The organism is Methyloversatilis sp. (genome assembly GCF_030698125.1).
Taxonomy (GTDB): Bacteria; Pseudomonadota; Gammaproteobacteria; order Burkholderiales; family Rhodocyclaceae; genus Methyloversatilis.
The window spans coordinates 163,563-185,637 of record NZ_JAUYNV010000006.1 but is presented as its reverse complement, the minus strand read 5'-3'; the positions used below and the strand labels follow the sequence as shown (position 1 = coordinate 185,637).

The 22,075-nt window shown below is 66.4% G+C and carries 22 protein-coding genes; 18 read left to right on the top strand and 4 right to left on the bottom strand.

Translation table 11 applies throughout. The features are described 5' to 3' along the window. Window positions 1-2: 2 nt before the first annotated feature. Window positions 3-893 carry a hydroxymethylpyrimidine/phosphomethylpyrimidine kinase gene (locus tag Q8Q80_RS03350; protein ID WP_371132683.1) on the bottom strand — a complete coding sequence of 297 codons (891 nt, stop codon included), beginning with the start codon at window positions 891-893 and terminating at the stop codon, window positions 3-5. A 76-nt stretch (window positions 894-969) separates the two neighbouring features. Between Q8Q80_RS03350 and Q8Q80_RS03345 the strand changes: the two genes are divergently transcribed. The 6 genes from Q8Q80_RS03345 (at window position 970) to Q8Q80_RS03320 (ending at window position 10,513) form a co-directional block, all read left to right on the top strand. After that, window positions 970-1,158: a rubredoxin gene (locus Q8Q80_RS03345; protein WP_069038733.1), complete on the top strand. Its 189-nt coding sequence runs from the start codon at window positions 970-972 to the stop codon at window positions 1,156-1,158. A gap of 140 nt (window positions 1,159-1,298) precedes the next feature. Beyond that, on the top strand, window positions 1,299-1,661 hold the full coding sequence (locus Q8Q80_RS03340; RefSeq protein ID WP_019916126.1) for a PleD family two-component system response regulator: 363 nt from the start codon (window positions 1,299-1,301) through the stop codon (window positions 1,659-1,661). A 31-nt stretch (window positions 1,662-1,692) separates the two neighbouring features. After that, window positions 1,693-2,076 (top strand): PleD family two-component system response regulator, encoded by a 384-nt coding sequence (locus Q8Q80_RS03335; RefSeq protein WP_069038734.1) that lies wholly within the window; start codon window positions 1,693-1,695, stop codon window positions 2,074-2,076. Continuing rightward, a complete protein-coding gene (locus tag Q8Q80_RS03330) occupies window positions 2,069-2,581 on the top strand; it encodes a chemotaxis protein CheW (protein ID WP_305631563.1) in 513 nt (170 codons plus the stop codon). The genes Q8Q80_RS03335 and Q8Q80_RS03330 overlap by 8 nt, the downstream gene beginning before the upstream one ends. Window positions 2,582-2,741: 160 nt before the next feature. Continuing rightward, on the top strand, window positions 2,742-4,835 hold the full coding sequence (locus tag Q8Q80_RS03325) for a methyl-accepting chemotaxis protein (RefSeq protein ID WP_305631562.1): 2,094 nt from the start codon (window positions 2,742-2,744) through the stop codon (window positions 4,833-4,835). Further along, on the top strand, window positions 4,832-10,513 hold the full coding sequence (locus tag Q8Q80_RS03320; protein ID WP_305631561.1) for an Hpt domain-containing protein: 5,682 nt from the start codon (window positions 4,832-4,834) through the stop codon (window positions 10,511-10,513). Before Q8Q80_RS03325 ends, Q8Q80_RS03320 begins: the two co-directional genes overlap by 4 nt. Before the next feature lie 44 nt (window positions 10,514-10,557). Here Q8Q80_RS03320 and Q8Q80_RS03315 read toward each other — a convergent pair whose 3' ends face one another. Together Q8Q80_RS03315 and Q8Q80_RS03310 are read right to left on the bottom strand one after the other, a co-directional pair. Beyond that, window positions 10,558-12,390, bottom strand: a complete 1,833-nt coding sequence (locus tag Q8Q80_RS03315) for an alpha/beta hydrolase (RefSeq protein WP_305631560.1) — start codon at window positions 12,388-12,390, stop codon at window positions 10,558-10,560. A gap of 23 nt (window positions 12,391-12,413) precedes the next feature. Continuing rightward, a complete protein-coding gene (locus Q8Q80_RS03310; RefSeq protein ID WP_305631559.1) occupies window positions 12,414-13,460 on the bottom strand; it encodes an MBL fold metallo-hydrolase in 1,047 nt (348 codons plus the stop codon). Between the two features lie 200 nt (window positions 13,461-13,660). Here Q8Q80_RS03310 and Q8Q80_RS03305 point away from each other — a divergent pair, with 200 nt between their 5' ends. From Q8Q80_RS03305 to Q8Q80_RS03280, 6 genes are all read left to right on the top strand, one after another. Next, window positions 13,661-13,987: a hypothetical protein gene (locus Q8Q80_RS03305; RefSeq protein WP_305631558.1), complete on the top strand. Its 327-nt coding sequence runs from the start codon at window positions 13,661-13,663 to the stop codon at window positions 13,985-13,987. A gap of 116 nt (window positions 13,988-14,103) precedes the next feature. Further along, a complete protein-coding gene (locus Q8Q80_RS03300) occupies window positions 14,104-14,673 on the top strand; it encodes a TIGR00730 family Rossman fold protein (RefSeq protein WP_305631557.1) in 570 nt (189 codons plus the stop codon). After that, window positions 14,663-15,040: a hypothetical protein gene (locus tag Q8Q80_RS03295; RefSeq protein ID WP_305631556.1), complete on the top strand. Its 378-nt coding sequence runs from the start codon at window positions 14,663-14,665 to the stop codon at window positions 15,038-15,040. The genes Q8Q80_RS03300 and Q8Q80_RS03295 overlap by 11 nt, the downstream gene beginning before the upstream one ends. Beyond that, window positions 15,037-15,831: an enoyl-CoA hydratase-related protein gene (locus tag Q8Q80_RS03290; protein WP_305631555.1), complete on the top strand. Its 795-nt coding sequence runs from the start codon at window positions 15,037-15,039 to the stop codon at window positions 15,829-15,831. The genes Q8Q80_RS03295 and Q8Q80_RS03290 overlap by 4 nt, the downstream gene beginning before the upstream one ends. Further along, the gene (locus tag Q8Q80_RS03285) at window positions 15,831-16,742 is read left to right on the top strand and encodes a hydroxymethylglutaryl-CoA lyase (protein ID WP_305631554.1); all 912 of its coding nucleotides are present in this window, start codon (window positions 15,831-15,833) and stop codon (window positions 16,740-16,742) included. The genes Q8Q80_RS03290 and Q8Q80_RS03285 overlap by 1 nt, the downstream gene beginning before the upstream one ends. Next, window positions 16,739-16,933: a DUF1289 domain-containing protein gene (locus Q8Q80_RS03280; RefSeq protein WP_305631553.1), complete on the top strand. Its 195-nt coding sequence runs from the start codon at window positions 16,739-16,741 to the stop codon at window positions 16,931-16,933. The genes Q8Q80_RS03285 and Q8Q80_RS03280 overlap by 4 nt, the downstream gene beginning before the upstream one ends. Window positions 16,934-16,938: 5 nt before the next feature. Here the strand turns inward: Q8Q80_RS03280 and Q8Q80_RS03275 are convergent, their stop codons facing one another. Then, window positions 16,939-17,121, bottom strand: a complete 183-nt coding sequence (locus Q8Q80_RS03275; RefSeq protein ID WP_305631552.1) for a hypothetical protein — start codon at window positions 17,119-17,121, stop codon at window positions 16,939-16,941. 257 nt (window positions 17,122-17,378) lie between these two features. Here Q8Q80_RS03275 and rapZ point away from each other — a divergent pair, with 257 nt between their 5' ends. The 6 genes from rapZ (at window position 17,379) to Q8Q80_RS03245 (ending at window position 21,996) form a co-directional block, all read left to right on the top strand. Next, complete coding sequence (rapZ, locus tag Q8Q80_RS03270; RefSeq protein WP_305631636.1) at window positions 17,379-18,227, top strand: RNase adapter RapZ; 849 nt, start codon at window positions 17,379-17,381, stop codon at window positions 18,225-18,227. Next, window positions 18,224-18,598, top strand: coding sequence for a NusG domain II-containing protein (locus tag Q8Q80_RS03265; RefSeq protein ID WP_305631551.1), 375 nt, complete (start codon window positions 18,224-18,226; stop codon window positions 18,596-18,598). Before rapZ ends, Q8Q80_RS03265 begins: the two co-directional genes overlap by 4 nt. Further along, window positions 18,598-19,119: a Gx transporter family protein gene (locus Q8Q80_RS03260; protein ID WP_305631550.1), complete on the top strand. Its 522-nt coding sequence runs from the start codon at window positions 18,598-18,600 to the stop codon at window positions 19,117-19,119. The genes Q8Q80_RS03265 and Q8Q80_RS03260 overlap by 1 nt, the downstream gene beginning before the upstream one ends. After that, on the top strand, window positions 19,119-19,751 hold the full coding sequence (locus tag Q8Q80_RS03255; RefSeq protein ID WP_305631549.1) for a flavin prenyltransferase UbiX: 633 nt from the start codon (window positions 19,119-19,121) through the stop codon (window positions 19,749-19,751). The genes Q8Q80_RS03260 and Q8Q80_RS03255 overlap by 1 nt, the downstream gene beginning before the upstream one ends. A gap of 94 nt (window positions 19,752-19,845) precedes the next feature. Continuing rightward, window positions 19,846-20,187 carry an STAS domain-containing protein gene (locus tag Q8Q80_RS03250; RefSeq protein ID WP_305631548.1) on the top strand — a complete coding sequence of 114 codons (342 nt, stop codon included), beginning with the start codon at window positions 19,846-19,848 and terminating at the stop codon, window positions 20,185-20,187. A 30-nt stretch (window positions 20,188-20,217) separates the two neighbouring features. Next, window positions 20,218-21,996, top strand: coding sequence for a SpoIIE family protein phosphatase (locus Q8Q80_RS03245; protein WP_305631547.1), 1,779 nt, complete (start codon window positions 20,218-20,220; stop codon window positions 21,994-21,996). Window positions 21,997-22,075: the final 79 nt, after the last annotated feature.

Below are 22,075 nucleotides of genomic sequence, written 5' to 3'. Positions count from 1 at the left end.
GTCTAGTCGTCGCTGCCGTCGTCCGCGTCCATATTGCTGTTACGCGTCCAGAAAAAACGGTCAGGCAGATACTGGCCCATGCCGGGCCGGAAGCCGTTGACCAGCGTACGCCACGTATATTCCTGCGCCGCCTGCACGGCCGCGCCGACGTCCAGACCCTGCGCCAGCCAGGCCGCCACAGCCGACGCGAGCGTACAACCCGACCCGTGGTAGCTGCCCGGCAGGCGGTCCCATTCGTCGCGCCGTATCACGCCGCCATGGCCGTACAACACATTGCTGACGCGCAGCGTCGATTCGTGGGTGCCGGTCAGCAGCACATGCCCGCAGCCGGCCGCGATCAGCAGCCGGGCGCACTCATCGAGCGCGAGCGGGTCCTGGCGGCTGTCGGAGTCGTCGTCTCCGTCCTCGTCGTCTTCATCGTCGCCGAACTGCGCCAGCCGGCGCGCTTCGAGGCTGTTCGGCGTCAGCACCGTGGTCAGCGGCAGCAGCAGTTCCTGCAGCGCGATCACCATTTCCTCGTCGGCCAGTTCATCGCCGCGACCGGAAGACAGCACCGGATCGAACACCACCGGCAGATGCGGGTAGTCGGAGATGATTTCGGCGATGGCAGCGATGTTCTCCACGCTGCCCATGACGCCGATCTTGAAGGCCGCTACCGGAACATCCGACAACAGCACGCGCGCCTGGTCGACCACCAGGTCGTCGTCCATCGGCACGATTTCCTCGACGCCGGTGGTGTCCTGCACGGTGACGGCCGTCACCACGCCGAGCGGATGGCAGCCGAGCGCCGACAGCGTCATCAGATCTGCCTGCATGCCAGCGCCACCGGTGGGGTCGGTGGCGGAAAAACACATGACAAGAGGCGGATGCGCCCGCACATCACGATTGACCATAAAGCGCGCGCCCGGATTGTCGTTACAGAAGGTTAATTACGGTAATATCGATTCGATTCTAACAAACCATACTGCCATGAGTTCCACAGTCACGGCCGAATTCCAGAGTTACATGTGTCTCATATGCGGCTTCATCTACGACGAAGCCGCCGGTCTGCCGGAAGAGGGTATCGCGCCCGGCACGCGTTGGGCGGATGTGCCGCCCAACTGGACCTGTCCGGAGTGCAGCGCACGCAAGGACGACTTCGAAATGGTGCAGATCTGACCAGCCGACGGCCGTTTCCGCAGCGGGCGACCCGCGTCGCTGTCTGACGACGAACGGTACAACATCGCGGCATCGATCGTCGCGCACAAGAACGGGAGAGCATCTTGGCTGAATCGGGTGGCAGTGCCGGCGTCAAGGTGATGGTGATCGACGACAGCAACACCATCCGCCGCAGTGCCGAAATCTTTCTTGTCCAGGCGGGATATCAGGTCGTCCTCGCAGAAGACGGCTTCGACGCGCTGTCGAAGATCAGCGACCATCATCCGCAGGTGATCTTCTGCGACATCATGATGCCCCGTCTCGACGGTTATCAGACCTGCGCACTCATCAAGAAAAACCCGAGGTTTGCCGCTACTCCTGTCGTGATGCTTTCTTCGCGCGACGGTCTGTTCGACCGCGCACGCGGCCGGATGGTCGGCTCGGACGAATACCTCACCAAACCCTTCACCAAGGACAGCCTGCTGCAGGCAGTGTCGCGTCACGCGCGCAACGGCGCTGACTGACCTGCCGGCGCTTACCGAACGCGGAGCCACAATGGCCATCAAGCGCATCATGGTGGTGGACGACTCGCCCACCGAACGCCATGTACTGAACGACTTCCTGACCCGCAAGGGCTTCGAGGTCATCATCGCCGAGAACGGCGAGCAGGCCATCGAGAAAGCCAAGGCTGAAAAGCCCGACCTCATCCTGATGGACGTCGTGATGCCCGGCGTCAATGGCTACCAGGCAACGCGCACGATCACGCGCGAAGACAGTACGCGCGACATCCCGGTCATCATGTGCACCAGCAAGGATCTGCCGACCGACCGCATCTGGGGCATGCGGCAGGGCGCGCTTGACTACATGGTGAAACCGGTCAATCTTGAAGAACTGCTGGGCCGCATCCAGCAGCTGGGCGCGGCGGGCAACGATGGCTAGGACATCGCTGCGCGAATTCGAGGAAGAGCTGGCCCGCAAGCTGTCCGATGCGTCCGGACAGACCAGCACGCGCGCGCTGCTCGGCGTGCAGGCGGGCGACGAGTGGTGGCTGGTCGATCTGGCCGAATCCGGCGAAATCCTGCCGGTGCCCGCACTGACGCCGGTACCGCTGACCTGCAGCTGGCTGCGCGGCATCGCCAACGTGCGTGGCCTGCTCTACGCGGTGACCGATTTCGCCGCGTTCCAGGGCGGCGCATCGACCGGTGTGGCGGGCGAAACGCGGCTGCTGCTGCCACACGCCAAGTTCGGGACCAACAGTGCGCTGCTGGTGTCCCGCGTGCTCGGCCTGCGTTCGCTGGAAGATTTCGAAAGCGCCGACGCCGACCCGGCCGATGCCCGACCGTGGGTGTCGGACCGGCTGGTCGACACCCAGGGTCGCGTGTGGCTGCGGCTGGATCCGCGCCGCCTGTACGCAGACCCCGGCTTTGCCGACGTGGCGGCCTGACCCGCATGCCGGCCCTGCTCGCGAGTCATCCCGCTGCCGGCTGCCGCCGCTCACCCGGCGAAGTGTCGGGCCATGCTTTCGTTGTCGCTGTTCCGGGCTGGCCGCTGCTCCAGTCTCCTGCTTTTTTCCCCAAGCAACGTAGTCCCCGAGGAAAGTCCCGATGGCGTTGAACATTCCTGGACTGAAGTCCGCTGCGCAGGCCGGCAGCGACCACGCGCCGTCGAATCCGGTGGATGCTGCGGGATTCCTGCGCGGCCGTCTGCCGCTGATCGGCCACCTGCCGCTCGGCCAGCAGGTGCGGTCGCTGGCCGTGATCTTCCTGCTGTTCATCGCGCTGGCTGCGGTACTGGTGTGGCAGGACTGGCGCGGCACGCGGCAAAACGCGGCCCACATCCATGCCGCGGGTCAGTTGCGCACGCTGATGCAGGGGGTGACTCAATCCGCGCCGCAGGCATTGGCCGGACAAGCCAGCGCGCTGGGCGAACTTTCGTCCGCTCGCGCAGCGGTGACGGCGCTGCTCGACACATTGAACCGTGGCGGCGAGGCGGACGGCGTGGCGCTGCCGCCCGCCCGCGGCGCCGCAAAGGATGCACTGCAGCAGATCGATGCTGCGTGGAGCAGTCAGGACCGTAACGCCGCCCTGCTGCTGGGCCAGCAGCAGACCCTGCTTGCGCTCCACGAGGCCGGCCGCACGCTCGACGCTGTTGCAACGCCGATGATGGCTGTGCTCGGCCGCATCGCCGCCCAGCGCGGCGCGCGCGATGGCGGGCTCAGCCTGTCGTTTGCCGGCAGCGTCGGTCAGGTCCGGGCGGCGATCCATGCGCTGACGTCAACCACGCCGACGTCAGCCGACACGCTCGACGCGCTTCAGCGCGCCCTGCCCGTGCTGCTCGACACCGCAGCCCAACTCGAACAAAGCGCCGAGAGCGAGCCGCGTGAGGCCTTCGCGCAGGCCCACAACGAACTGGTGCCGCGCCTGACTGCGTTGGTTACGGCGCTGGACAAGCCAGCCGACCTGCTCGCCGCACGTGCCGCAGGTCTCTGGCTGATCGGCGGCGCTGCGGCGCTGGCGGGCCCGGCCGACGCGCTGACTGCCATCTATTCGACGGAGCGCGACGCCCGTGCGCTGCGCACGCTCGGTGCCGTGCTGTGCGTGTTGCTTGCGCTGGCCAGCGTGTTCCTGATGGTGCGCGCCTACAACGAAGACCAGCACCGGCAACGCATTCTCGTCGAAGGTTCGCGCGAAGAGGCGAAGCGCGAGAAGGACACGACCCAGCAGGCCATCCTGCGTCTGATGAATGAAATGGGCGACCTGGCCGACGGCGACCTGACGGTGCGCGCGACGGTTTCGGAAGACATCACCGGCGCCATCGCCGACTCGGTCAACTACACCATCGAGGAGCTGTCGGTGCTGGTGAAGCGGATCAACGACGCGGCCGGACGCGTGGCCGAAGCGTCTGAATCCGCACAGCGCATTTCGACCCAGCTGCTGACGGCAGCGGAGCGGCAGTCGCGCGAGGTGACCGAGTCCGGCCAGTCGGTGCTCGCCATGGCGAAGTCGATGAATGCGGTGTCCGAAGAGGCGACCCGCTCGGCGCAGGTGGCGCGCCAGTCGCTGGCTGCGGCCCAGAACGGCTCGAACGCGGTGTCGAATTCGATCCGCGGCATGAACGACATCCGCGACCAGATCCAGGAAACGTCGAAGCGCATCAAGCGCCTCGGCGAGTCGTCGCAGGAAATCAGCGAAATCGTCGAACTGATTTCCGACATCACCGAACAGACCAACGTGCTGGCGCTGAACGCTGCCATCCAGGCCGCAGGCGCCGGCGAGGCCGGACGCGGCTTCACCGTGGTGGCCGAAGAGGTGCAGCGGCTGGCCGAACGGTCGGGCGAGGCGACCAAGCAGATCGCAGCCATCGTGCGCACCATCCAGACCGACACCCAGGACGCGGTCGCCGCGATGGAAAACTCGACCCGCGGCGTGGTCGAGGGGGCACGCCTGTCCGACGCAGCCGGACAGGCGCTGGACGAAATCTCAACCGTATCGACCGAACTGACCGAACTGATCGAAGCGATTTCCTCGTCGGCGCAGGTACAGGCGGAACAGGCGACCCGGGTGGCGCACGGCATGCAGGGCATCCTGCGCATCACCGAACAGACCACGGTCGGCACCAAGCAGACCGCACTTTCCATCGGACAGCTGGCCGATCTTGCGGCTGAACTCAAAGGCTCGGTCGCGGGCTTCAAGGTATGAACACGACGCCTTCCACCCATCAGGATCTGGGCCCGCTGATCTGGGTCCGCGGCGAAATCGATCTGGCGCTGATCCGCGCGTCCGAAGCACTCGGCAACGAAGATCATCAGGCGGGTGCCGAGCCGCTCAAATTCGCGCAGACCCATCTGCACCAGGCGCGCGGCGCGCTGGCCATCGTCGGCCTCGACGGCTTGACCCATTTCTGCGACGCGCTCGAACAGTTGTTCGCCGACTGGCACGCCGGCAGGCTGGCCAGCAGCCGGGGCGCTGCATCGCTCGCCCAGCGCGCCATTGCGTCGGTGCGTGGTCATCTCGACGAACTGGTCGCGGGCGGCGTCGACCAGCCGATGCGGCTGATGCCGCTGTATCGCGACCTGATGGCGCTGCGCGGCGAAACGGTCGTGGTGCCGTCCGAATTGTTCTTCCCGGACCTCACGCTACGCCCGCCGGCACCCGTCCAGCCGGCGTCGCAACTGTCGCCACTGGACCGCGCGCGCGCGCTGCGTGCCGCACGCAGCCAGTTCGAACGTGGCCTGCTGCGTTTCCTGCGCGACGATCGCGAAGGTCTGCCGCAGATGCGTCAGGCCATCGGTGCCATCGAACAGATGCAGTCGGCTCCGGCGACCCGAGCCTTCTGGTGGGTATGCGGTGCGCTGACCGACGGTCTGGCGCAGGGCGCCATCCGCGGTGATTTTTTCATCAAGCGGCTGTGCGCGCGCATGGATGTGCAGATGCGCCGCCTGCTCGAAGGTTCGCGCGGCGTGGCCGAGCGGCTGATGCGCGATTCGCTGTATTTCATCGCCACCGCCGATCAGGTGACGCCGCATATCCGTCAGGTACGCGATACCTACCAGCTCGACGCGCTGCTGGCGCCGGCCGACATCGCCGGCCACGACGACTTCGGCACCCTGCGCCCGGCGCTGGCCGCGCTGCGCGAATCGCTCGGCCAGGGCAAGGACGCGTGGACCCGTTTTTCGTCCGGTGCAGCGGTCGGCCTGCCGCAGTTCCATGAACAATGCGAAGCCATGGTCGCCGCGGCGGGCCGCGTCGGCCAGCCGGATCTGGCGCGCCTGGCCGCCGCGCTGCTCGACCTGGGCCAGTGGCTGCGCCGCGATCCGCTGCAGCACACCGAAAACCTGGCGATGGAAGTCGCCACCGCGCTGCTGGTGATGGACGCACTGGTCGAGCAGTTCAGCCGCGCGCAGAGCGAAGACCTGCCGAGCCAGGTCGACACGCTGATCGACCGTCTCGCGCGGGCGCGCCGCGGCGAGGCCCTGCCGGCGATGCAGATCCCGCTGTTCGACGAAATGTCGCGCCGCGCGCAGGAACGACTGTTCATGGGTCAGGTGGCACGCGAAATCATGGCCAGCCTGGCCGATGTCGAACAGCAGCTCGACGGCTACTTCCGCGATCCCTCGCGCGCGGCCGAACTGGCGGCGCTGGCCGGCCCGCTGAAGCAGATCGACGGCGCGCTGAACATGCTGGGGCAGGACGCCGCCGTGTCGCTGGTGCGTCGCGCCGCAGCACAGATCGCCGACATGGCGAAGCCGGAGCACGAAATCGTCGACGGCGAGTTCGAAGCGCTGGCGCACCAGCTGTCCGGTCTCGGCTTCTTCGTCGACAAGCTGCAATACGGCCCGGCCGATCTCGACCTCATCCTGAACCCGCGCAGCGCGGCGCAGGACGCCGCAGAAGCCGGCGAAGGCGCAAGCGTGGAGTCGGAACTTGCGAACCGGCGCGAAAAAGCGGCTCAGCTGCTCGACAGGCTGTCGCACGGCGGCGCCGACGAGCACACGCGCGATGAATTGCGCCAGGCGCTGGAAACCATCCGGCAGGACGCCAAGCTGCTCGCCGACGAAAAGCTCGAGCAGCGTGCCACCGAAGCGCTGGCCGCGCTCAAGGCGGGCGAAGCAGTTCCTGATGCCGCCATCGCCGACGCGGTGCAAGGCATCGGCCAGACGCCACACGAGTCGCTCGCACCGTCGGCCGATACGGTGCGTCTGGCCGAAGCCAGCCAGGAAGATTTCGACGCCGAACTGCTCGAAATATTCATCGAGGAAGCGCGCGAAGTGCTCGACACGATGGCGTCGAGTACAGACGCTGCGCGCCTGCAGCCGCACCGACAGGATCTGCTGACCACGCTGCGACGCGGCTTCCATACCCTCAAGGGCAGCGGTCGCATGGTCGGCCTGCGCGACCTGGGTGAAGCGGCGTTCGCGGTCGAGCAGGTGATGAACCGCTGGCTGGGTAGCGAGCGCGACGCCACACCAGAGCTGTTTGACCTTCTCGACGGCGCGCGCATGCTGTTCGCCGGCTGGGTCGACCTGCTGGCACAGGGCGACACCCGCTCGCCGGAGCACGAATGGCTGCAGCCGGCCTGCGACGCGCTGCAGACGCATGACGCCGAGCCCGCTGCCGCGCCGGCCACCGCCGCACCGTCTGAAGACGCGGTATCGGGCGCTGCCGTCACTGGCGGCGATCTCGACATCGACCTCGACATCGATTTCAATTTCGATCTGGAAGGCGATGCGCCGGCAGCGGAGCCTGTCGCAGCGAGTGACGTCGAGCCCGACACCGGCCTCGATTCGGTGACCAACATCATCGCGCTGGATGCTCCGCTGGATGCCGCAGCCGGCGATGCCGATCTCGAACTGGATTTCGACCTGGATGCACCCGGCGTCGAACTGACGCTGCCGGAAAGCACGATAGACATCACGGCCGACATCGACGCCGAAGAGCGCGCACTCGATGCCGGCGCCGATCGCACGCTGTTCGACCTGTTTCTCGCCGAGGCGCGCGGCCACGTCGCCACGCTGCGGCGCGAACTGACGAGGCTGCACATCAATCCATCGCTGCGTCCGAGCCAGGACAGCCTGCTCGCCGCGCACACGCTGGGCGGCATTTCGCTCACCGTCAACCAGGACGACATCAGCGCGCTGGCGCGCGCGCTCGAACATGCACTGCTGCGTTGCGAAGCGCGCGGCGACGCGCCACAAGCCGACCAGTCCGCGCTGCTGAACAGCGCCGCCAGCGCGCTGGAAGCCCAGGTCGCCGCCATCGGTGCCGGTGCGATCGCCACCCCGGCACCCGAACTGATTGCCCGGCTCAATGCGCTTTTCGGCGTCGCCGCCGTGGCGCCGGAGACGGTGGAACTGCAGGTGCTCGAACTGCCGGACATGGACATCACGCCGGTTGGCAACGTCGCCGAAGCGCTGGTGGAAGCCCCCGAACCGCCGCAACCCGAGGCGTTCGAAATGGCAGACGAGCCGCCCGCAGCGATGGCAACCGAAGACGACATTGTCGTTGCCGATGACCCGGTGGTCACCACATTCGAGAAGGTCACGCTGCCGGACGAATACGTGCTGGCCGAGGCCGCCGGCAATGACACGCTGCCGTTCGAACTGGCGCGCCTGCCGTCAGCCCGCGCCGCCGCGCCGGCCGAGAGCGCGCAAGCCTCCGTGGTGCCGGATGAAATCGATCATCAGCTGCTGCCGATCTTCATCGAGGAAGCGCATGACCTGCTGCGGGAAATCGGCAGCGAATTGCGCAGCTGGCGCGACGACACCAACGCGCTGAGTGCGTCGGACGCGTTGCGCCGGCAACTGCATACGCTCAAGGGCAGTGCCCGCATGGCGGGCGTGATGCGCTTCGGCGATCTGGTGCACAGCATGGAAACGCTGATCGAACAGCCGTGTGCGCCGGAGGATCGCGCACTGCTGCTCGACGAGCTTGACCTCGGCTATGACGGCTGCGAAGAACTGGTGGCGAAGCTGGAACGCGGCGAAACGCTGACGCCTGAGACCGTGACGACCGACGACACGGCAGGCCCGACGCCTGCGGCCGAAGACGATGCCGGCGTGCCGCGCGAGCGGCCGTCGGTGCGCGTGCGCTCCGACATGGTCGACCGCTTCGTCAATGAAGCCGGTGAAATGAGCATCGCGCGCACCCGCATCGAGGGCGAACTTCGCTCGCTGCGCGGCTCGCTGAATGACCTGACCGAAAACGTGCAGCGCCTGCGCAGTCAGCTGCGCGAGATCGAAATCCAGGCCGAGAGCCAGATGCAGTCGCGCATGGCGGCCGCCGAGGCGCAGCACGAACAGTTCGACCCGCTCGAAATGGATCGCTTCACGCGCTTCCAGGAACTGTCGCGCATGATGGCCGAAAGCCTGTCCGACGTGACCACGGTGCAGTACAACCTGGTGCGCAACCTCGACGCGGCCGACACCGCCATCCAGTCGCAGGCGCGGCTGAACCGCGACCTGTCGCAGGCGCTGATGTCGGTGCGCATGGTGCCGTTCTCGACGCTGGAAGACCGGCTGTACCGGGTGGCTCGCCAGTCGGCCAAGGAAACCGGCAAGAAGGTCAATCTGGAACTGAACAACACGCGCATCGAACTCGACCGCGAAGTGCTGGAGAAGATGACCGGCCCGATCGAGCACCTGCTGCGCAACGCGGTGGCCCACGGCATCGAGCCGCGTGCGGTGCGCGAAGCGGCGGGCAAGTCGGAAACCGGTGAAATCGTCATTTCCCTGACCCAGCAGACCAACGAAGTCGTCATCGAACTGGTCGACGACGGCGGCGGTCTGGCGTTCGAGCGCATCCGCGCACGCGCTGTCGAACGTGGCCTGCTGGGCGCCGACGAGGAGGTTGATGAACGCCGTCTGACCGGCCTCATCTTCGAACCTGGCTTCACGACCGCCGAACAGCTGTCGGAACTGGCCGGCCGGGGCGTCGGCATGGACGTGGTAAGGAGTGCCACGACCGCACTGGGCGGCCGCATCGAAACCACGTCGGAAGGCGGTCGCGGCACGCGCTTCAGGCTGTCGCTGCCGATGACGCTGGCGGTGACCCAGTCACTGCTGGTGAGCAGCGGCGGCAAGACCTATGCCATTCCGTCTTCGATGGTGAAACACGCGCGCGAGCTGCGCGACGATGAAGCGGTGAACCTCCGGCTGGCCGGTGGCCAGGACTGGATGAACCACCACTACACCTATCATTACCTGCCCCGCCTGCTGGGCAATGCCGACGCCCAGCCGGGCACCGGAACCTGGCTGCTGCTGCTCGGTGCCGGCAACGAATTGATGGCGCTGGAGGCAGACGGGCTGCGCGGCAACCAGGAAGTCGTCGTGAAACCGGTCGGCCCGCAACTGTCACGGCTGGCCGGCATCGCCGGCGCCACCGTGCTGGCCGACGGCGAAGTCACACTGATCATCAACCCGGTGTCGCTCGCTTCACGCATCGGTCGCATGGCCGACCGACCCGACATCGTGCGTGCCGTGCCGGAGGTGCCGGAAGCGCTTCCACCGCTGATCATGGTGGTGGACGATTCGCTGACCGTGCGCAAGGTGAGCAGCCGGCTGCTCGAGCGCGAGGGCTACCGCGTCATCACGGCCAAGGACGGTGTCGATGCGCTGGAAAAGCTGGCCGACAAGCTGCCGGCGGTCATGCTGGTGGATATCGAAATGCCGCGCATGGACGGTTTCGAGCTGACGCTGCAGGTGCGCGCCAACGCGCGCACGCGCGACATTCCCATCGTGATGATCACCTCGCGCATCGCCGAGAAGCATCAGGCCTATGCGCGCGAGATCGGCGTGAACGAATATCTCGGCAAGCCTTACGACGAAGCCCACCTGCTGCAGCGGGTGGCGGATTTCACCGGCGGCAGCGGCCGCCGGTGAAATACGGGGGCGCCTTGCGCGCCCCCGGAACCGTTATCGCTCGATCAACCCTTCGCCGTGTCCAGACGCAGCTTCGCGTAACGGCCCGGCGCATCTTCGATCACCTTCAGCTTGCCCTTGGCCGGGTCGCGCGCCGGCACCATTTCTGCGTCGAGCGCGGTCACCCACTGCTGCCAGTCGGTCCACCATGAACCGGTGTGTTGCGTGCAGCCCTCCAGCCACGCGTCGGCGTCGGCTGCCAGCTTGGGCGCGGCATTGGTCCAGTAACCGTACTTGTTGGCCGCCGGCGGATTGACGATGCCGGCAATGTGGCCGGAACCGCCGAGCACGAAGCGGGTGGGGCCGGACAGCAGGGTGGCACCGGTATAGGTGCTCTTCCACGGCGCGATGTGGTCTTCGATGGCCGAAATGAAATACACCGGCTGCTTGATCTTGCGGATGTCGATCGCTTCACCGAGCACCGTGATGCCACCCGGTTCGCGCAGCTTGTTGTGGATGTACATCTGCCGCAGGTAGTAACTGTGCATGCAGGCCGGCATGCGGGTCGAGTCGGAATTCCAGTACAGCAGGTCGAACGGGAACGGCTCGCGGCCCATCAGGTAGTTGTTCACGACGAACGACCAGATGAGATCGTTCGAGCGCAGCATGTTGAAGGTACCGGCCATTTCCGACCCTTCGAGATAGCCGCGCGAGAACATCTTCTTTTCCAGTCCCTCGACAGCCTTTTCGTCGATGAACACGCCCAGCTCACCCGGTTCCGAGAAATCGATCAGCGTGGTGAAGAAGGTCGCGCTGGCGATCCGCTTGTCCTTCTTCGCCGACAGGTAGGCCAGCGCAGTGGCCAGCAGCGTGCCACCGAGGCAATAGCCGGCGGCATTCACTTCGGTTTCGCCGGTCTGCTTCGTGATCATGTCGAGCGCGGCCAGCGGGCCCTGTTGCACATAATCTTCGAAAGTCAGCTGGGCCAGCTTTTCGTCCGGATTGACCCAGGAAATGACGAACACGGTGTGACCCTGATCGGTCGCCCACTTGATGTAGCTGTTCGAGTCGCGCAGGTCGAGGATGTAGTACTTGTTGATCCAGGGCGGCACGATCAGCAGCGGGCGCTTGAACTGCTGTTCGGTCGTCGGGTTGAACTGCAGCAACTGCATCAGCGCGTTCTCGCCCACCACCTTGCCCTGCGTGGTGGCCACGTTACGGCCGAGTTCAAACGCCGAGGTGTCGGTCATGCGCACGCGCAGCTGGCCGTCGCCGTCCTCGATGTCGCGCAACAGATTGTTGAAACCCTTCAGCAGGTTCTGGCCGTGGCTGCGCACGGTTTCGCGCAGCACTTCAGGGTTGGTCAGCGCGAAATTGCTCGGACTGAATGCGTTGATGGTCTGACGGGTGAAGAAATTGACCTTCTGCAGCGTGTGCTCGTCCATGCCTTCGACGTTGCTCACCACATCATGGATGTGGCGCGCCGAAATCAGGTAGCTCTGCTTGAAGAAATCAAACAGGAAGTGGCTCTGCCACTCCTCGCCACGAAAGCGGTTGTCGCCCTTCACCGGGGTGACCACCGGCGCGGCATCGACGCCCATGAATTTCAGCATCGATTGCTGCCATAGCGTGTAGTAGTCCCACACCAGCCCCATCTGCGCCTGCGCCAGCTTGTACGGGTTGGACAGCAGGTGCGACGTCATGTCCATGAAGGCCTGGGCGATGCCCAGTTCGTCGGCCGGCGGCGTGATGCCGCGCTTGAGCTGTCGCTGCACGTGGTCACCGAGCAGCTTGGACGCACGTTCGGCAACCTGGGCATACGTCTTGGCGACTTCTGCCGGATCCGGCAGGGACGACGCCTCGGGCTGTGTGGTGTCTTTGGTGGCTGGTTTATTCATGGCTCTGGCTCCCCCGGAACTGGTTAAGGCTGGGTGTAACGAAGCACGCCGCCCTGCTCAGGCAGGCGGCGCAGACGACCCCTCTGCCACAGGTGGTTGAGGTGGGCAATCACCTCTCCCATGGCAAAGCGGGTCTGGAAACTGTCGAGTTCGCGCTTGAACAGCGATGGCAGCAGCGCCGCCGCGGTCTGCGGCTCGGCACACAGGCTCACGATCAGCGCGAGCCGTTCTGCATGGTGCGCCTGAAGCGCGTCCACGCGTGCGCTGATGCCGACGTACGGATCGCCGTGCGCAGGCAACACCACGGTATTAACGGGCAGCGCGCGAAAAAGTTCGATGGAATCGAGGTACTGGCCAACCGCATCCACCTCGGGCTCGTAGGCGAGCGTCGGCGTATTGGGCGAAATGCGCGGCAGCAGCATGTCGCCGGCGATCAGCACCGGATCGTTGGCACGATGGAAGGACAGATGCTCCGGCGAGTGACCGTAGCCGACGATGGCGGTCCAGTCGTCACCGCCGATGCGCAAAGTTTCGCCGGGCAGGATGCGCCGCATCGCCAGCGGCAACTCACCGACGACCTGCCGATAGCGCCCGCTTTCACCGCGCATCGCATCGGTGTGTCCGGCACCCAGACCATGCAGCACGAAGAAATCGGCCATCAAGCCCCGGTCCGACGCCGGCACGGTGCCGAACCAGGCCTGTGCCGTCATGTATTCGCCGAGCGACATCCAGATGCGCGCGCCAGTCTGCTTCGCGAGCCACTCGCCCAGACCGAAGTGGTCGGGGTGACAATGGGTGATCAGGATCCGGCGCACCGGAAGACCGGCGAGGTCGCCAGTCAGCGCCGCGGTCCAGTTCGCGCGCGTCGCGTCGTCCGGGAAACCCGCGTCCACCAGCGTCCAGCACGGTCCGTTGTTGACCTCATCCTCGAATTGATCCTCGATCGCCCACAGATTCACATGACCCGGCGCGAAAGCGACCGGCATGCGCAACCAGTGGACGCCACGCGCCACCTGCACCATGCAGCCTGGCGGCGGGGCGATCGCGGGATGAGGTTCGAGTGCAGACACGATGGGCAGCGCAGTCCAAGGCGTTGAATTCCTTGAATGGTAACCTGAAACGACTGCGCATTGTGCAGTGCAATATCGATCCTGCTGCCGGAACGCAACGGTGGGCTTGCTAGACTGCGGGTCAAAAAACGGAACACCGGCGGCTGACTGCCATCAGAGATCTGCGGCTCACCTGATGGTCCATGAATCCGGAGGAAACAATGCGGAAAACGATGTGTGCGCTGCTGCTCGCGCTGTGCGGCCCGATGGCGTGGGCCGAGGACGAAGACCCGACGAAGTTCGTCACCTTCAGCCAGGATTTCGCCGGCAACTGCGTGTCACGCAACTCGGTGCAGCTGCTGGTTGCCAACAGCCATCCAACGCGCACCGTCATGGTGTGGCTCGACCGCTTTCACATGAATGTAGGCACCGGCGACCGCTCGAAAACGGAAATGAAACCGGGCGCCGAGCCGGTACCGCTCGGTTGCTCGCGTACGCTCGACGGGCCGCAGGAGTGGCGCATCGCCCGGGCAAAATTTCTCGACTGAGTACCGATCCGGATCCGGAAATCTTCGCGCCCCGCCAGGCTCACCCTGCGCAGAGCGCCCGCGGCCGGGCATACTCGCCGGTGCAGGCTTTCTCCAACCCGAATTCGTACTGTCCGATGCGCGTCTGTGTGTTCTGCGGCTCCCGCGAGGGTAACCGCCCCCTCTATCGCGACACCGCCGCCGAACTCGGCTCGCTGATCGCGCGCGCCGGCCACGGCGTGGTCTACGGTGGCGGCAATATCGGTCTGATGGGCATCATCGCCGATGCGGCGCTGGCGGCCGGCGGCGAGGTGATCGGCGTCATTCCGCGTCACCTGCTCGATCGCGAAGTCGCACACAGTGGCCTGAGCACACTGCACGTGGTGGGCAGCATGCACGAGCGCAAGGCACTGATGGCGGAACTGGCCGACGTGTTCGTCGCCGCACCCGGCGGCTTCGGCACGCTGGACGAACTGTGCGAAATTCTCACCTGGGCGCAGCTGGGGCTGCATTGCAAGCCGTGCGGCCTGCTGAACACGGCCGGTTACTTCGACCCATTGCTCGCGATGTTCGATCACGCGGTCCAGGAAGGTTTTTTGAGCGCTGCGCACCGGCAGCTCATGCCCTCCGAGCGCGACGCGCAACGCCTGCTCGACCGTCTGCTGTCCGCCGTTGTTTCCGGGGAGAATTCGCTGCATGAAGCCTGATCTGACGCGCCTGCTGTTCGCCTGTATCTGTGTGTGTCTGCCCGCGGTCGGCACCGCACAGAGCACCCAAGTCCGTCCGGTCGACCTGGTGCAAGCGGTGCCGCTGCTGACCGAAAGCGGTCGTGCCGGCTACGGCCGATTCCTGCGAATCGGCATCCGCCCGCGCGCTTTTGCGCTGAACATGAATGGCGACTGGGCCTGGAATGCCGGCGATGGCGCAGTGACTGACGCACTGGCACGCTGCGAGGCGCACGGCCTGCCCTGCCAGCTGTATGCCGTGGACGAGGAAGTCGTGATGCCCGGCTTCGAACTGGGTGCGCCGCTGCGCGCGCTCGGCGGCGCGCTGGTTCAGGGAGACCCGCAGTGACGCGCCATGCCGACGCGCTCGTGCTGTCCGAAGTCGATGCCGGCATCGGCATCGTCACGCTGAATCGCCCGCATGCGCACAATCTGCTCGACGCGTCGCTCGCGGAGTCACTGATCGGTGCCATCGACGATCTGGTCGCACAGCCCGGCGTGCGCACCATCGTCCTGTCGGCGCTGGGTGACAGTTTCAGCATCGGTTCCGACCCGCTCGAGCTGGAGCGCAGCGGCCTGATCGCCGTCGAGCCGGCGCTCGCCGCGCGATTGCTGCGCAGCGTCGCCGAATGTGCGCGACCCGTGGTGGCACGCGTGCAGGGCCCGGCCTACGGGCTGGGTGCCGGCCTGATCGCCGCGTGCGACATTGCCATCGCCAGTTTCGATGCCGAGTTTTCGTTCGATGCCGTGCACATCGGTCGCGTACCTGCCGTCATCGCGCCCTACGTGATCGCCGCGGTCGGTCCGCAGCGCGCACGCCGCTACTTCCTGACCGGCGAGCGCTTTTCTGCATCCGAGGCCTATCGCATCGGCCTGCTGTCGGAACTGGCCGCGTCGGCCGATCAACTCGACGATGCGATCGGCGAAGTGGTCGATGCGCTGCTGCTCGGCGGACCGCGTGCGCAGCAGCAGGTCAAATCACTGGTGCGTGCGCTCGGCCGGCCGCGGGTGGATGAGAAGACGCTCGATCAGGCGGTGGATATCGAACATCGGCTCGATGCCGGCGCCGAGGCGCAGGAAGGTCTGGACGCACTGTTCGAACGACGTCATCCCGGCTGGGTGCCGGCTGGCGGTTCGTGATGGCGGCGCTGCCCGCTGCCGTGCGCATCGTCGAGGTCGGTCCGCGCGATGGCCTGCAGAACGAAGCGCTCGCACTTGACGTCGATCGCCGGCTTGAACTCATCGGCCGGCTCGCGGATACCGGTTTGCGCGACATCGAAGCCGGCGCCTTCGTGTCGCCGCGCCGCGTGCCCAATATGGCCGGCAGCGGTGAACTCATGAAGCGGCTCGACCGCCGCCGCGGCGTCAGCTACCCCTGCCTGGTGCCGAACGAAACCGGGCTCGATGCTGCGCTGGACGCTGGCTGCACCGACATCGCGATCTTTGCCGCCGTGTCGGAAACCTTTTCGCAACGCAATACCGGCTGCAGCATCGCCGAATCGATGGCCCGTCTGGCGCGCGTGGCGCTGCGCGCGCACGACACCGGCCTGCGCATGCGCGGCTACCTGTCGTGCGTCATGGGCTGCCCGTATGAAGGTCCGGTCAGTGATGAAATCGTCGCCACACTCGCGGCCGAGCTGATCGCCATGGGCTGTCACGAAGTGAGCCTCGGCGACACGACCGGCGTCGGCAGCCCGTTCCGGGTGCGTGCGCTGATCGACTGCGTGGCGCGACGCGTGCCGCCGGAGCGGCTCGCCGGTCATTTCCACGACACCTGGGGCATGGCCGCAGCCAACGTCCATGCGGCCGCACTGGCCGGCGTGACGGTGTTCGACGCCTCGGTCGGCGGATTGGGCGGCTGTCCGTTCGCGCCGGGCGCGACCGGAAACGTTGCGACCGAAGACCTGGTCTATCTTTTCGATGATGCCGGCGTGCACACCGGTGTCGATCTGCAGAAACTGGTGGGGGTGGCGAACTGGATCAGCGCGCAACTCGACCGCCCGGTCGCATCGCGTGTGGCCCGTGCCTTCAACTCAAGACGAGTTTCATGATTGATTCGCCCTGTACCGGCGTTTGCCAGCTTGATCCCGCCACCGCACTCTGCCTGGGCTGCCTGCGCTCGCGCGATGAAATCGCCTGCTGGGGTTCGACGACCGACAGCCATCGCCTGCAGATACTGGCAAACATCAGCCGACGCGAAGCCGCCGGACACCTGCGGGTCACGCCGACGGACAGCACGTGAGCAGTTCAACCCGACTTCAGTTTGTGCGGGCCGACTGCCGGCTCGACGGGCGCCTGTTCGGCGGGCGCCGGATACTCGCGGGCGAGCGGATCATTCTGCACCGGTTCGGTGCGCGGCCCCGATCGATCGGCGTCCCGTTCGGAACGCCGCCTGTTGGCCTGACTGCGCTGAAGTCTGAGATATCGCATGCCGGGCTCCTTCGATGTGAAAGTGCAGCGGGCGAAAACCCGGGCTCGGCGCGGACGCGCGTCGGACCTTGCAGAAAATCGCCTGCGACGCACCCGTCTGGATCATCATGGACGGCCTGTGGCGGACGGTCGGTCAAGGGGTCCGGAGCAGGCCAGAGCTTCAAGCGTAGATTGCGGCCGGTCAGAGTCAAGCATGTTGCATGCATGAAAATCCATTTGCAGGGTGAATCACGGTGAACGAATTGCGACGTGGCGCGATGCGCCTCGTATTGATCAGCGGCATGTCCGGTTCCGGCAAGAGCGTGGCGCTCAATGTGCTGGAAGATGGCGGTTTCTTCTGCGTCGACAACTTGCCCGCGCCGATGCTGCCGCAGCTGGTCGGGCATTTGCGCGAAGCCGGCTACAGCCGCGTCGCCATCGCGGTGGACGTGCGTTCGGGCAAGAGCATGGAAGCGTTGCCGCCGATGATGGGTGTGCTGCGCAACGGCACCGAGCTGCAGACGCTGTTTCTCGACGCGCGTGACGCCACGCTGATCGCGCGCTTCTCCGAAACACGCCGCCGCCACCCGCTGGGCGACGACCAGACCTCGCTCGGCGAGGCGATCCGGCGCGAGCGCGAGTTGCTGGCGCCGATCGTCGAACTGGGTCATCGCATCGACACCAGCGATCTGCACGCCTCCGTGCTGCGCAAGTGGATACGCGACGTGGTCGAAGTCGACGAGGCGGCCGGGCTGACGCTCATGTTCGAGTCGTTCGGTTTCAAGCATGGCATTCCGCTCGACGCCGATCTGGTGTTCGACGTGCGTTGCCTGCCCAATCCCTATTACGACGTCACGCTGCGGCCGCAGAGCGGCCAGGACAAGCCGGTGATCGATTTCCTCGAGGGCCACGCCGAGGTGATCCGCATGCGCGACGACATCGCGCGCTTCGTGGGCGACTGGCTGCCCTGTTATGTGAAGGACAGCCGCAGCTACCTCACCGTGGCCATCGGCTGTACCGGCGGTCAGCATCGCTCCGTGTACATGGCGCAGTGGCTGGCCGAATACTTCCGCAGCGCGGCGCGTGTGCTGGTGCGCCATCGCTCGCTGGCTTCGTCGCATAAATGAAGGCAGTGCGGCCAGGCGACTGGCTGGTCATTGCCGCCGGCCTGCTCGCCACCGCGGCGACCGCGGCCGCGCAATGGGGCCGCGGCGCACCGGCCATGGCACAGGTCAGGCTGGACGGGCGCATCGTGGCCGAACTGCCGCTGACCGGCACGCATCGCATCGCCCTCGACGGCGCCCTGGGCGCGCGCGGCCAGACCGTGATCGAGGTCGAACCGGGCCGGGCGCGCATCGCGGCCGATCCGGGCCCGCGCCAGTACTGCGTGCAGCAGGGCTGGCTGACCCGCGCCGGCAGTGTCGCAGTGTGCGCACCCAGCCATATTTCGCTGCAACTGGTCGGGCCCGACGGTGCGCATGACACGGTGGCATTCTGATGGCGCCATCAGCCGCGACGTTGCAGGTCGAGCCCAGTGCCCGCGACCGCCGGCTGGCGCGCTACGCAGCGGCGGCGATCGCCGCCTCGCTGGTCGAGGCGGCGATTCCGAGTCCGCTGCCGGGCGTCAAGCCCGGTCTGGCGAATATCGTCATCCTGATCGTGCTGGCGCGCCACGGCTGGCGCGACGCGGCCTGGGTCAGCGTGCTGCGGGTGGTCGCCGGAAGCTTGCTCGCCGGCCAGTTTCTTGCGCCCGGATTCTTTCTGGCCGGTATCGGCGCACTGACCAGTCTGGCGGTGCTGGGGGCGCTGCAGGCGGTGCCCTGGCACTGGCTCGGACCGATCGGCCGCTCGGTCGCCGCGGCGTTCGCCCATATCGGCGCGCAACTTCTGCTGGCGCGCCTGTGGCTGGTGCCGCATGACGGCCTGTTCAATCTGGCTCCGGTGTTCTTCGGCGCCGCGCTGCTGTTCGGCATCCTCAACGGCATCGTCGCCGCCCGGCTGATGCAGGAGAAAACCTGATGACGACCTCCCCCGCTGTACCGCCGACCATCCTCGTCGCACTGACCGGTGCCTCCGGCATGCCGTACGGTCTGCGCCTGATCGAATGCCTGCTCGGCGCCGGCTGCAAGGTGTGGCTGGTCTATTCGCAGGTGGCGCAGATCGTGGCCCGGCAGGAGATGGATCTGCTGCTGCCGGCCAATCCTGCACAGGCCACGCGCGAACTGTCCGCGCGTTTCAACGCCCCGCCCGGCCAGCTGGAAGTATTCGGCCGCGAGGACTGGAACTGCCCGCCCGCGTCCGGTTCGAATCCGCCCGACGCCATGGTGGTGTGCCCGTGCTCGATGGGCACGCTGGCGGCGATCGCCCACGGCCTGGCGTCGAGCCTGATCGAGCGCGCCGCCGACGTGGTGATGAAGGAACGCCGGCAGCTCATCCTGGTGCCGCGTGAAACACCCTTTTCCACGCTGCACCTGGAGAACATGCTGAGCCTGTCGCGCAACGGCGCGGTCATCCTGCCGCCATCGCCCGGCTTCTATCATCAGCCCCGGGGCATCAACGACCTGGTCGATTTCGTCGTCGCCCGCGTGCTCGACCAGTTGCGCGTGCCGCACGATCTGATGCCGCGCTGGGGCGACGCGCCAACGCAGTGAAAGCGCTGTCACACGCCTGACATGGAAATGAAACAAGCTGCAGAGCTCGTCCGGTCGCCCCCAGTCGGCGATCGGACAACACCGGAGCAAGCAAATGAAAATGGACAGCCAGACGCTGGATGGCGACATCACCCTGATCCGGCTGGACGGCCGGCTCGACATCGAAGGCGCGCAGACCCTCGACCAGCCCTTCACCTATCTGACCAGCACGCATCCGGCGAAGATCGCGGTCGACCTGTCAGACGTCAGTTTCGTCGCGTCGATCGGCATCCGGACCTTGCTGGCGGGCGCGCGTGGCCAGGCCTCGCGCGGCGGCAAGCTGGTGCTGTTCGGTGCCCAGCCCATGGTACTGCGCGTGCTGCAGACCGCCGGCGTCGACCAGTTGCTGACCTTGTGCGCCGATCTCGACACGGCGCGCGCGGCACTCGACGCCTGAGTCCGCTCAACGTGCTTGCAGGGGGCGCCGATGCATAGCGCCCATGCGCGCCGCAGCCTGCGGCTGATCAACGACAGCGGCGCGATTTCCGCCGCCAGCGCCTGGCTGCGCACGCTGGGTGACAGTTTCGAGCTGGGCAGCGAGCTCACGTTCCGGCTCGACCTGTGTGTATCGGAACTGGTGGCCAACATCGTCAGCTACGCCTTCGACGACGAGGCGCCGCACACACTGGCGCTCGATCTCATCCTCGAACCGCAGTCGGTCAAGCTGGTCATTGCCGACGATGGCTGCGAATTCGATCCGCTCGCGCTGCCCGATCCGGTCGCTCCGGCCACGCTGGAAGAGGCGAGCGTCGGCGGCCTGGGTGTGCACCTGGTGCGCCAGTTTGCCGATCAGGTGAGCTACGAGCGCGTCGGCGCGCGCAACCAGCTGACGCTCGCCTGGACCCGACCTGGCCGCGCCGGGCCGGCACAGGGCCGCGCGCCGATCCGTCGCGGCATCGAACGCCGGCGCCGCCCGGCCACGGCCATCCCGCTGACCACCGGCGATGGCGCGCGCATCGGCACCGATCGGCGCAGCGGTGGCGAGCGGCGCGCGCTGGGTTTCATTTCCCGCGTCGAACTGTTCCGCGACGTGCCGTACGCATTGATCGAAGGCCTGCTCGCGCACTGCCCGCAGCGCGACTACCCCGACGAGTACGTTGTGCTGGCGCCTGGCGTATCGAATGAACACGTGGCGCTGGTGCTGACCGGCCGGCTGCGCGTGCACCTCGACAACCCGCAGGGCGGCGATTACAGCGTGATCGCGGCGGGCGAATGTGCCGGCGAACTGTCCATCATCGACGGTGAACCGGCTTCGGCCTGGGTGGTGGCCGAACCCGGCACCCGCCTGCTGCTGATCGATGCCCACCAGTTCTTTTCCGAGCTGCTGCCGCTGCCGCGCGTCGCGCGCAATCTTCTGGGCATGATGGCGGCGCGCATGCGCAAGACCAATCAGCAGGTGATCGACCGCGTGCGCAACTCGATGGTGCTCGACCGCCTGCAGTCGGAAATGCGTACCGCGCAGGAGATCCAGACCGGCATGCTGCCGATGCGCTCGCCGCTGTTCCCCGAGCACTTCGAAATCGAATGCGATGCGACCATCCAGCAGGCACGCGAAGTGGGCGGCGATTTTTTCGATGCCTTCTTCATCGACGAGAAGCGCCTGTTCGTCGCCATCGGCGACGTGTGCGGCAAGGGCATGCCGGCTGCGTTGCTGATGATGCGCACGCTGACCACGTTGCGCTCGGAAGCCGGCCGCAAGCAGGGCCAGAAAGGCCATCTCGAACGCGTGATGGAGCGCATCAACCGCAAGCTGGCGCTGAACAACGACCGCCTGCTCTTCGCCAGCCTGTTCATCGGCCTGCTCGACACCGGCAACGGCAGCTTCCGCTTTGCCAATGCCGGTCACATGCGGCCGGTCATCGCGCGACACCGCGAGCCGGCCTCGCTGCTCAAGGTACCGCGCAACCCGATAGCCGGCATCGACCCGGCGATCGATTACGCGCTCGGCGAAACCCGGCTGGCGCGCGGCGACCTGCTGCTGCTGTATACCGATGGCGTGACCGAGGCGGAAAACGCAGCCGCCGAACAATTCGGCGAAGCGCGCCTGCTCGCAGCCGTTACCGGCGCGGCTCGCGGCAGCGCGCTGCAGACCATAGGCGCGGTGCGCGACGCCACGCGCGCCTTCTGCGGCGCGCACGCCCAGGCCGACGACATCACGCTGCTCGCGCTGCGCTTTCTCGGCCAGCCCAGGGGGGCGCCACTGTAACCGTCGTGTCGCCGCTACGTCATATCGCCTGAACACTGCGCACATATCGTGAAGGTGACCCTTCACGGAGACCGCCTGC

What these genes read in the sequence shown, in the direction of transcription:
- Q8Q80_RS03350 (WP_371132683.1), bottom strand. Translation starts at nt 893, where the DNA reads ATGGTCAATCGTGATGTGCGGGCGCATCCGCCTCTTGTCATGTGTTTT.
- Q8Q80_RS03345 (WP_069038733.1), top strand. Translation starts at nt 970, where the DNA reads ATGAGTTCCACAGTCACGGCCGAATTCCAGAGTTACATGTGTCTCATA.
- Q8Q80_RS03340 (WP_019916126.1), top strand. Translation starts at nt 1,299, where the DNA reads ATGGTGATCGACGACAGCAACACCATCCGCCGCAGTGCCGAAATCTTT.
- Q8Q80_RS03335 (WP_069038734.1), top strand. Translation starts at nt 1,693, where the DNA reads ATGGCCATCAAGCGCATCATGGTGGTGGACGACTCGCCCACCGAACGC.
- Q8Q80_RS03330 (WP_305631563.1), top strand. Translation starts at nt 2,069, where the DNA reads ATGGCTAGGACATCGCTGCGCGAATTCGAGGAAGAGCTGGCCCGCAAG.
- Q8Q80_RS03325 (WP_305631562.1), top strand. Translation starts at nt 2,742, where the DNA reads ATGGCGTTGAACATTCCTGGACTGAAGTCCGCTGCGCAGGCCGGCAGC.
- Q8Q80_RS03320 (WP_305631561.1), top strand. Translation starts at nt 4,832, where the DNA reads ATGAACACGACGCCTTCCACCCATCAGGATCTGGGCCCGCTGATCTGG.
- Q8Q80_RS03315 (WP_305631560.1), bottom strand. Translation starts at nt 12,390, where the DNA reads ATGAATAAACCAGCCACCAAAGACACCACACAGCCCGAGGCGTCGTCC.
- Q8Q80_RS03305 (WP_305631558.1), top strand. Translation starts at nt 13,661, where the DNA reads ATGCGGAAAACGATGTGTGCGCTGCTGCTCGCGCTGTGCGGCCCGATG.
- Q8Q80_RS03300 (WP_305631557.1), top strand. Translation starts at nt 14,104, where the DNA reads ATGCGCGTCTGTGTGTTCTGCGGCTCCCGCGAGGGTAACCGCCCCCTC.
- Q8Q80_RS03295 (WP_305631556.1), top strand. Translation starts at nt 14,663, where the DNA reads ATGAAGCCTGATCTGACGCGCCTGCTGTTCGCCTGTATCTGTGTGTGT.
- Q8Q80_RS03285 (WP_305631554.1), top strand. Translation starts at nt 15,831, where the DNA reads ATGGCGGCGCTGCCCGCTGCCGTGCGCATCGTCGAGGTCGGTCCGCGC.
- Q8Q80_RS03280 (WP_305631553.1), top strand. Translation starts at nt 16,739, where the DNA reads ATGATTGATTCGCCCTGTACCGGCGTTTGCCAGCTTGATCCCGCCACC.
- Q8Q80_RS03275 (WP_305631552.1), bottom strand. Translation starts at nt 17,121, where the DNA reads ATGCGATATCTCAGACTTCAGCGCAGTCAGGCCAACAGGCGGCGTTCC.
- rapZ (WP_305631636.1), top strand. Translation starts at nt 17,379, where the DNA reads ATGCGCCTCGTATTGATCAGCGGCATGTCCGGTTCCGGCAAGAGCGTG.
- Q8Q80_RS03265 (WP_305631551.1), top strand. Translation starts at nt 18,224, where the DNA reads ATGAAGGCAGTGCGGCCAGGCGACTGGCTGGTCATTGCCGCCGGCCTG.
- Q8Q80_RS03260 (WP_305631550.1), top strand. Translation starts at nt 18,598, where the DNA reads ATGGCGCCATCAGCCGCGACGTTGCAGGTCGAGCCCAGTGCCCGCGAC.
- Q8Q80_RS03255 (WP_305631549.1), top strand. Translation starts at nt 19,119, where the DNA reads ATGACGACCTCCCCCGCTGTACCGCCGACCATCCTCGTCGCACTGACC.
- Q8Q80_RS03250 (WP_305631548.1), top strand. Translation starts at nt 19,846, where the DNA reads ATGAAAATGGACAGCCAGACGCTGGATGGCGACATCACCCTGATCCGG.
- Q8Q80_RS03245 (WP_305631547.1), top strand. Translation starts at nt 20,218, where the DNA reads ATGCATAGCGCCCATGCGCGCCGCAGCCTGCGGCTGATCAACGACAGC.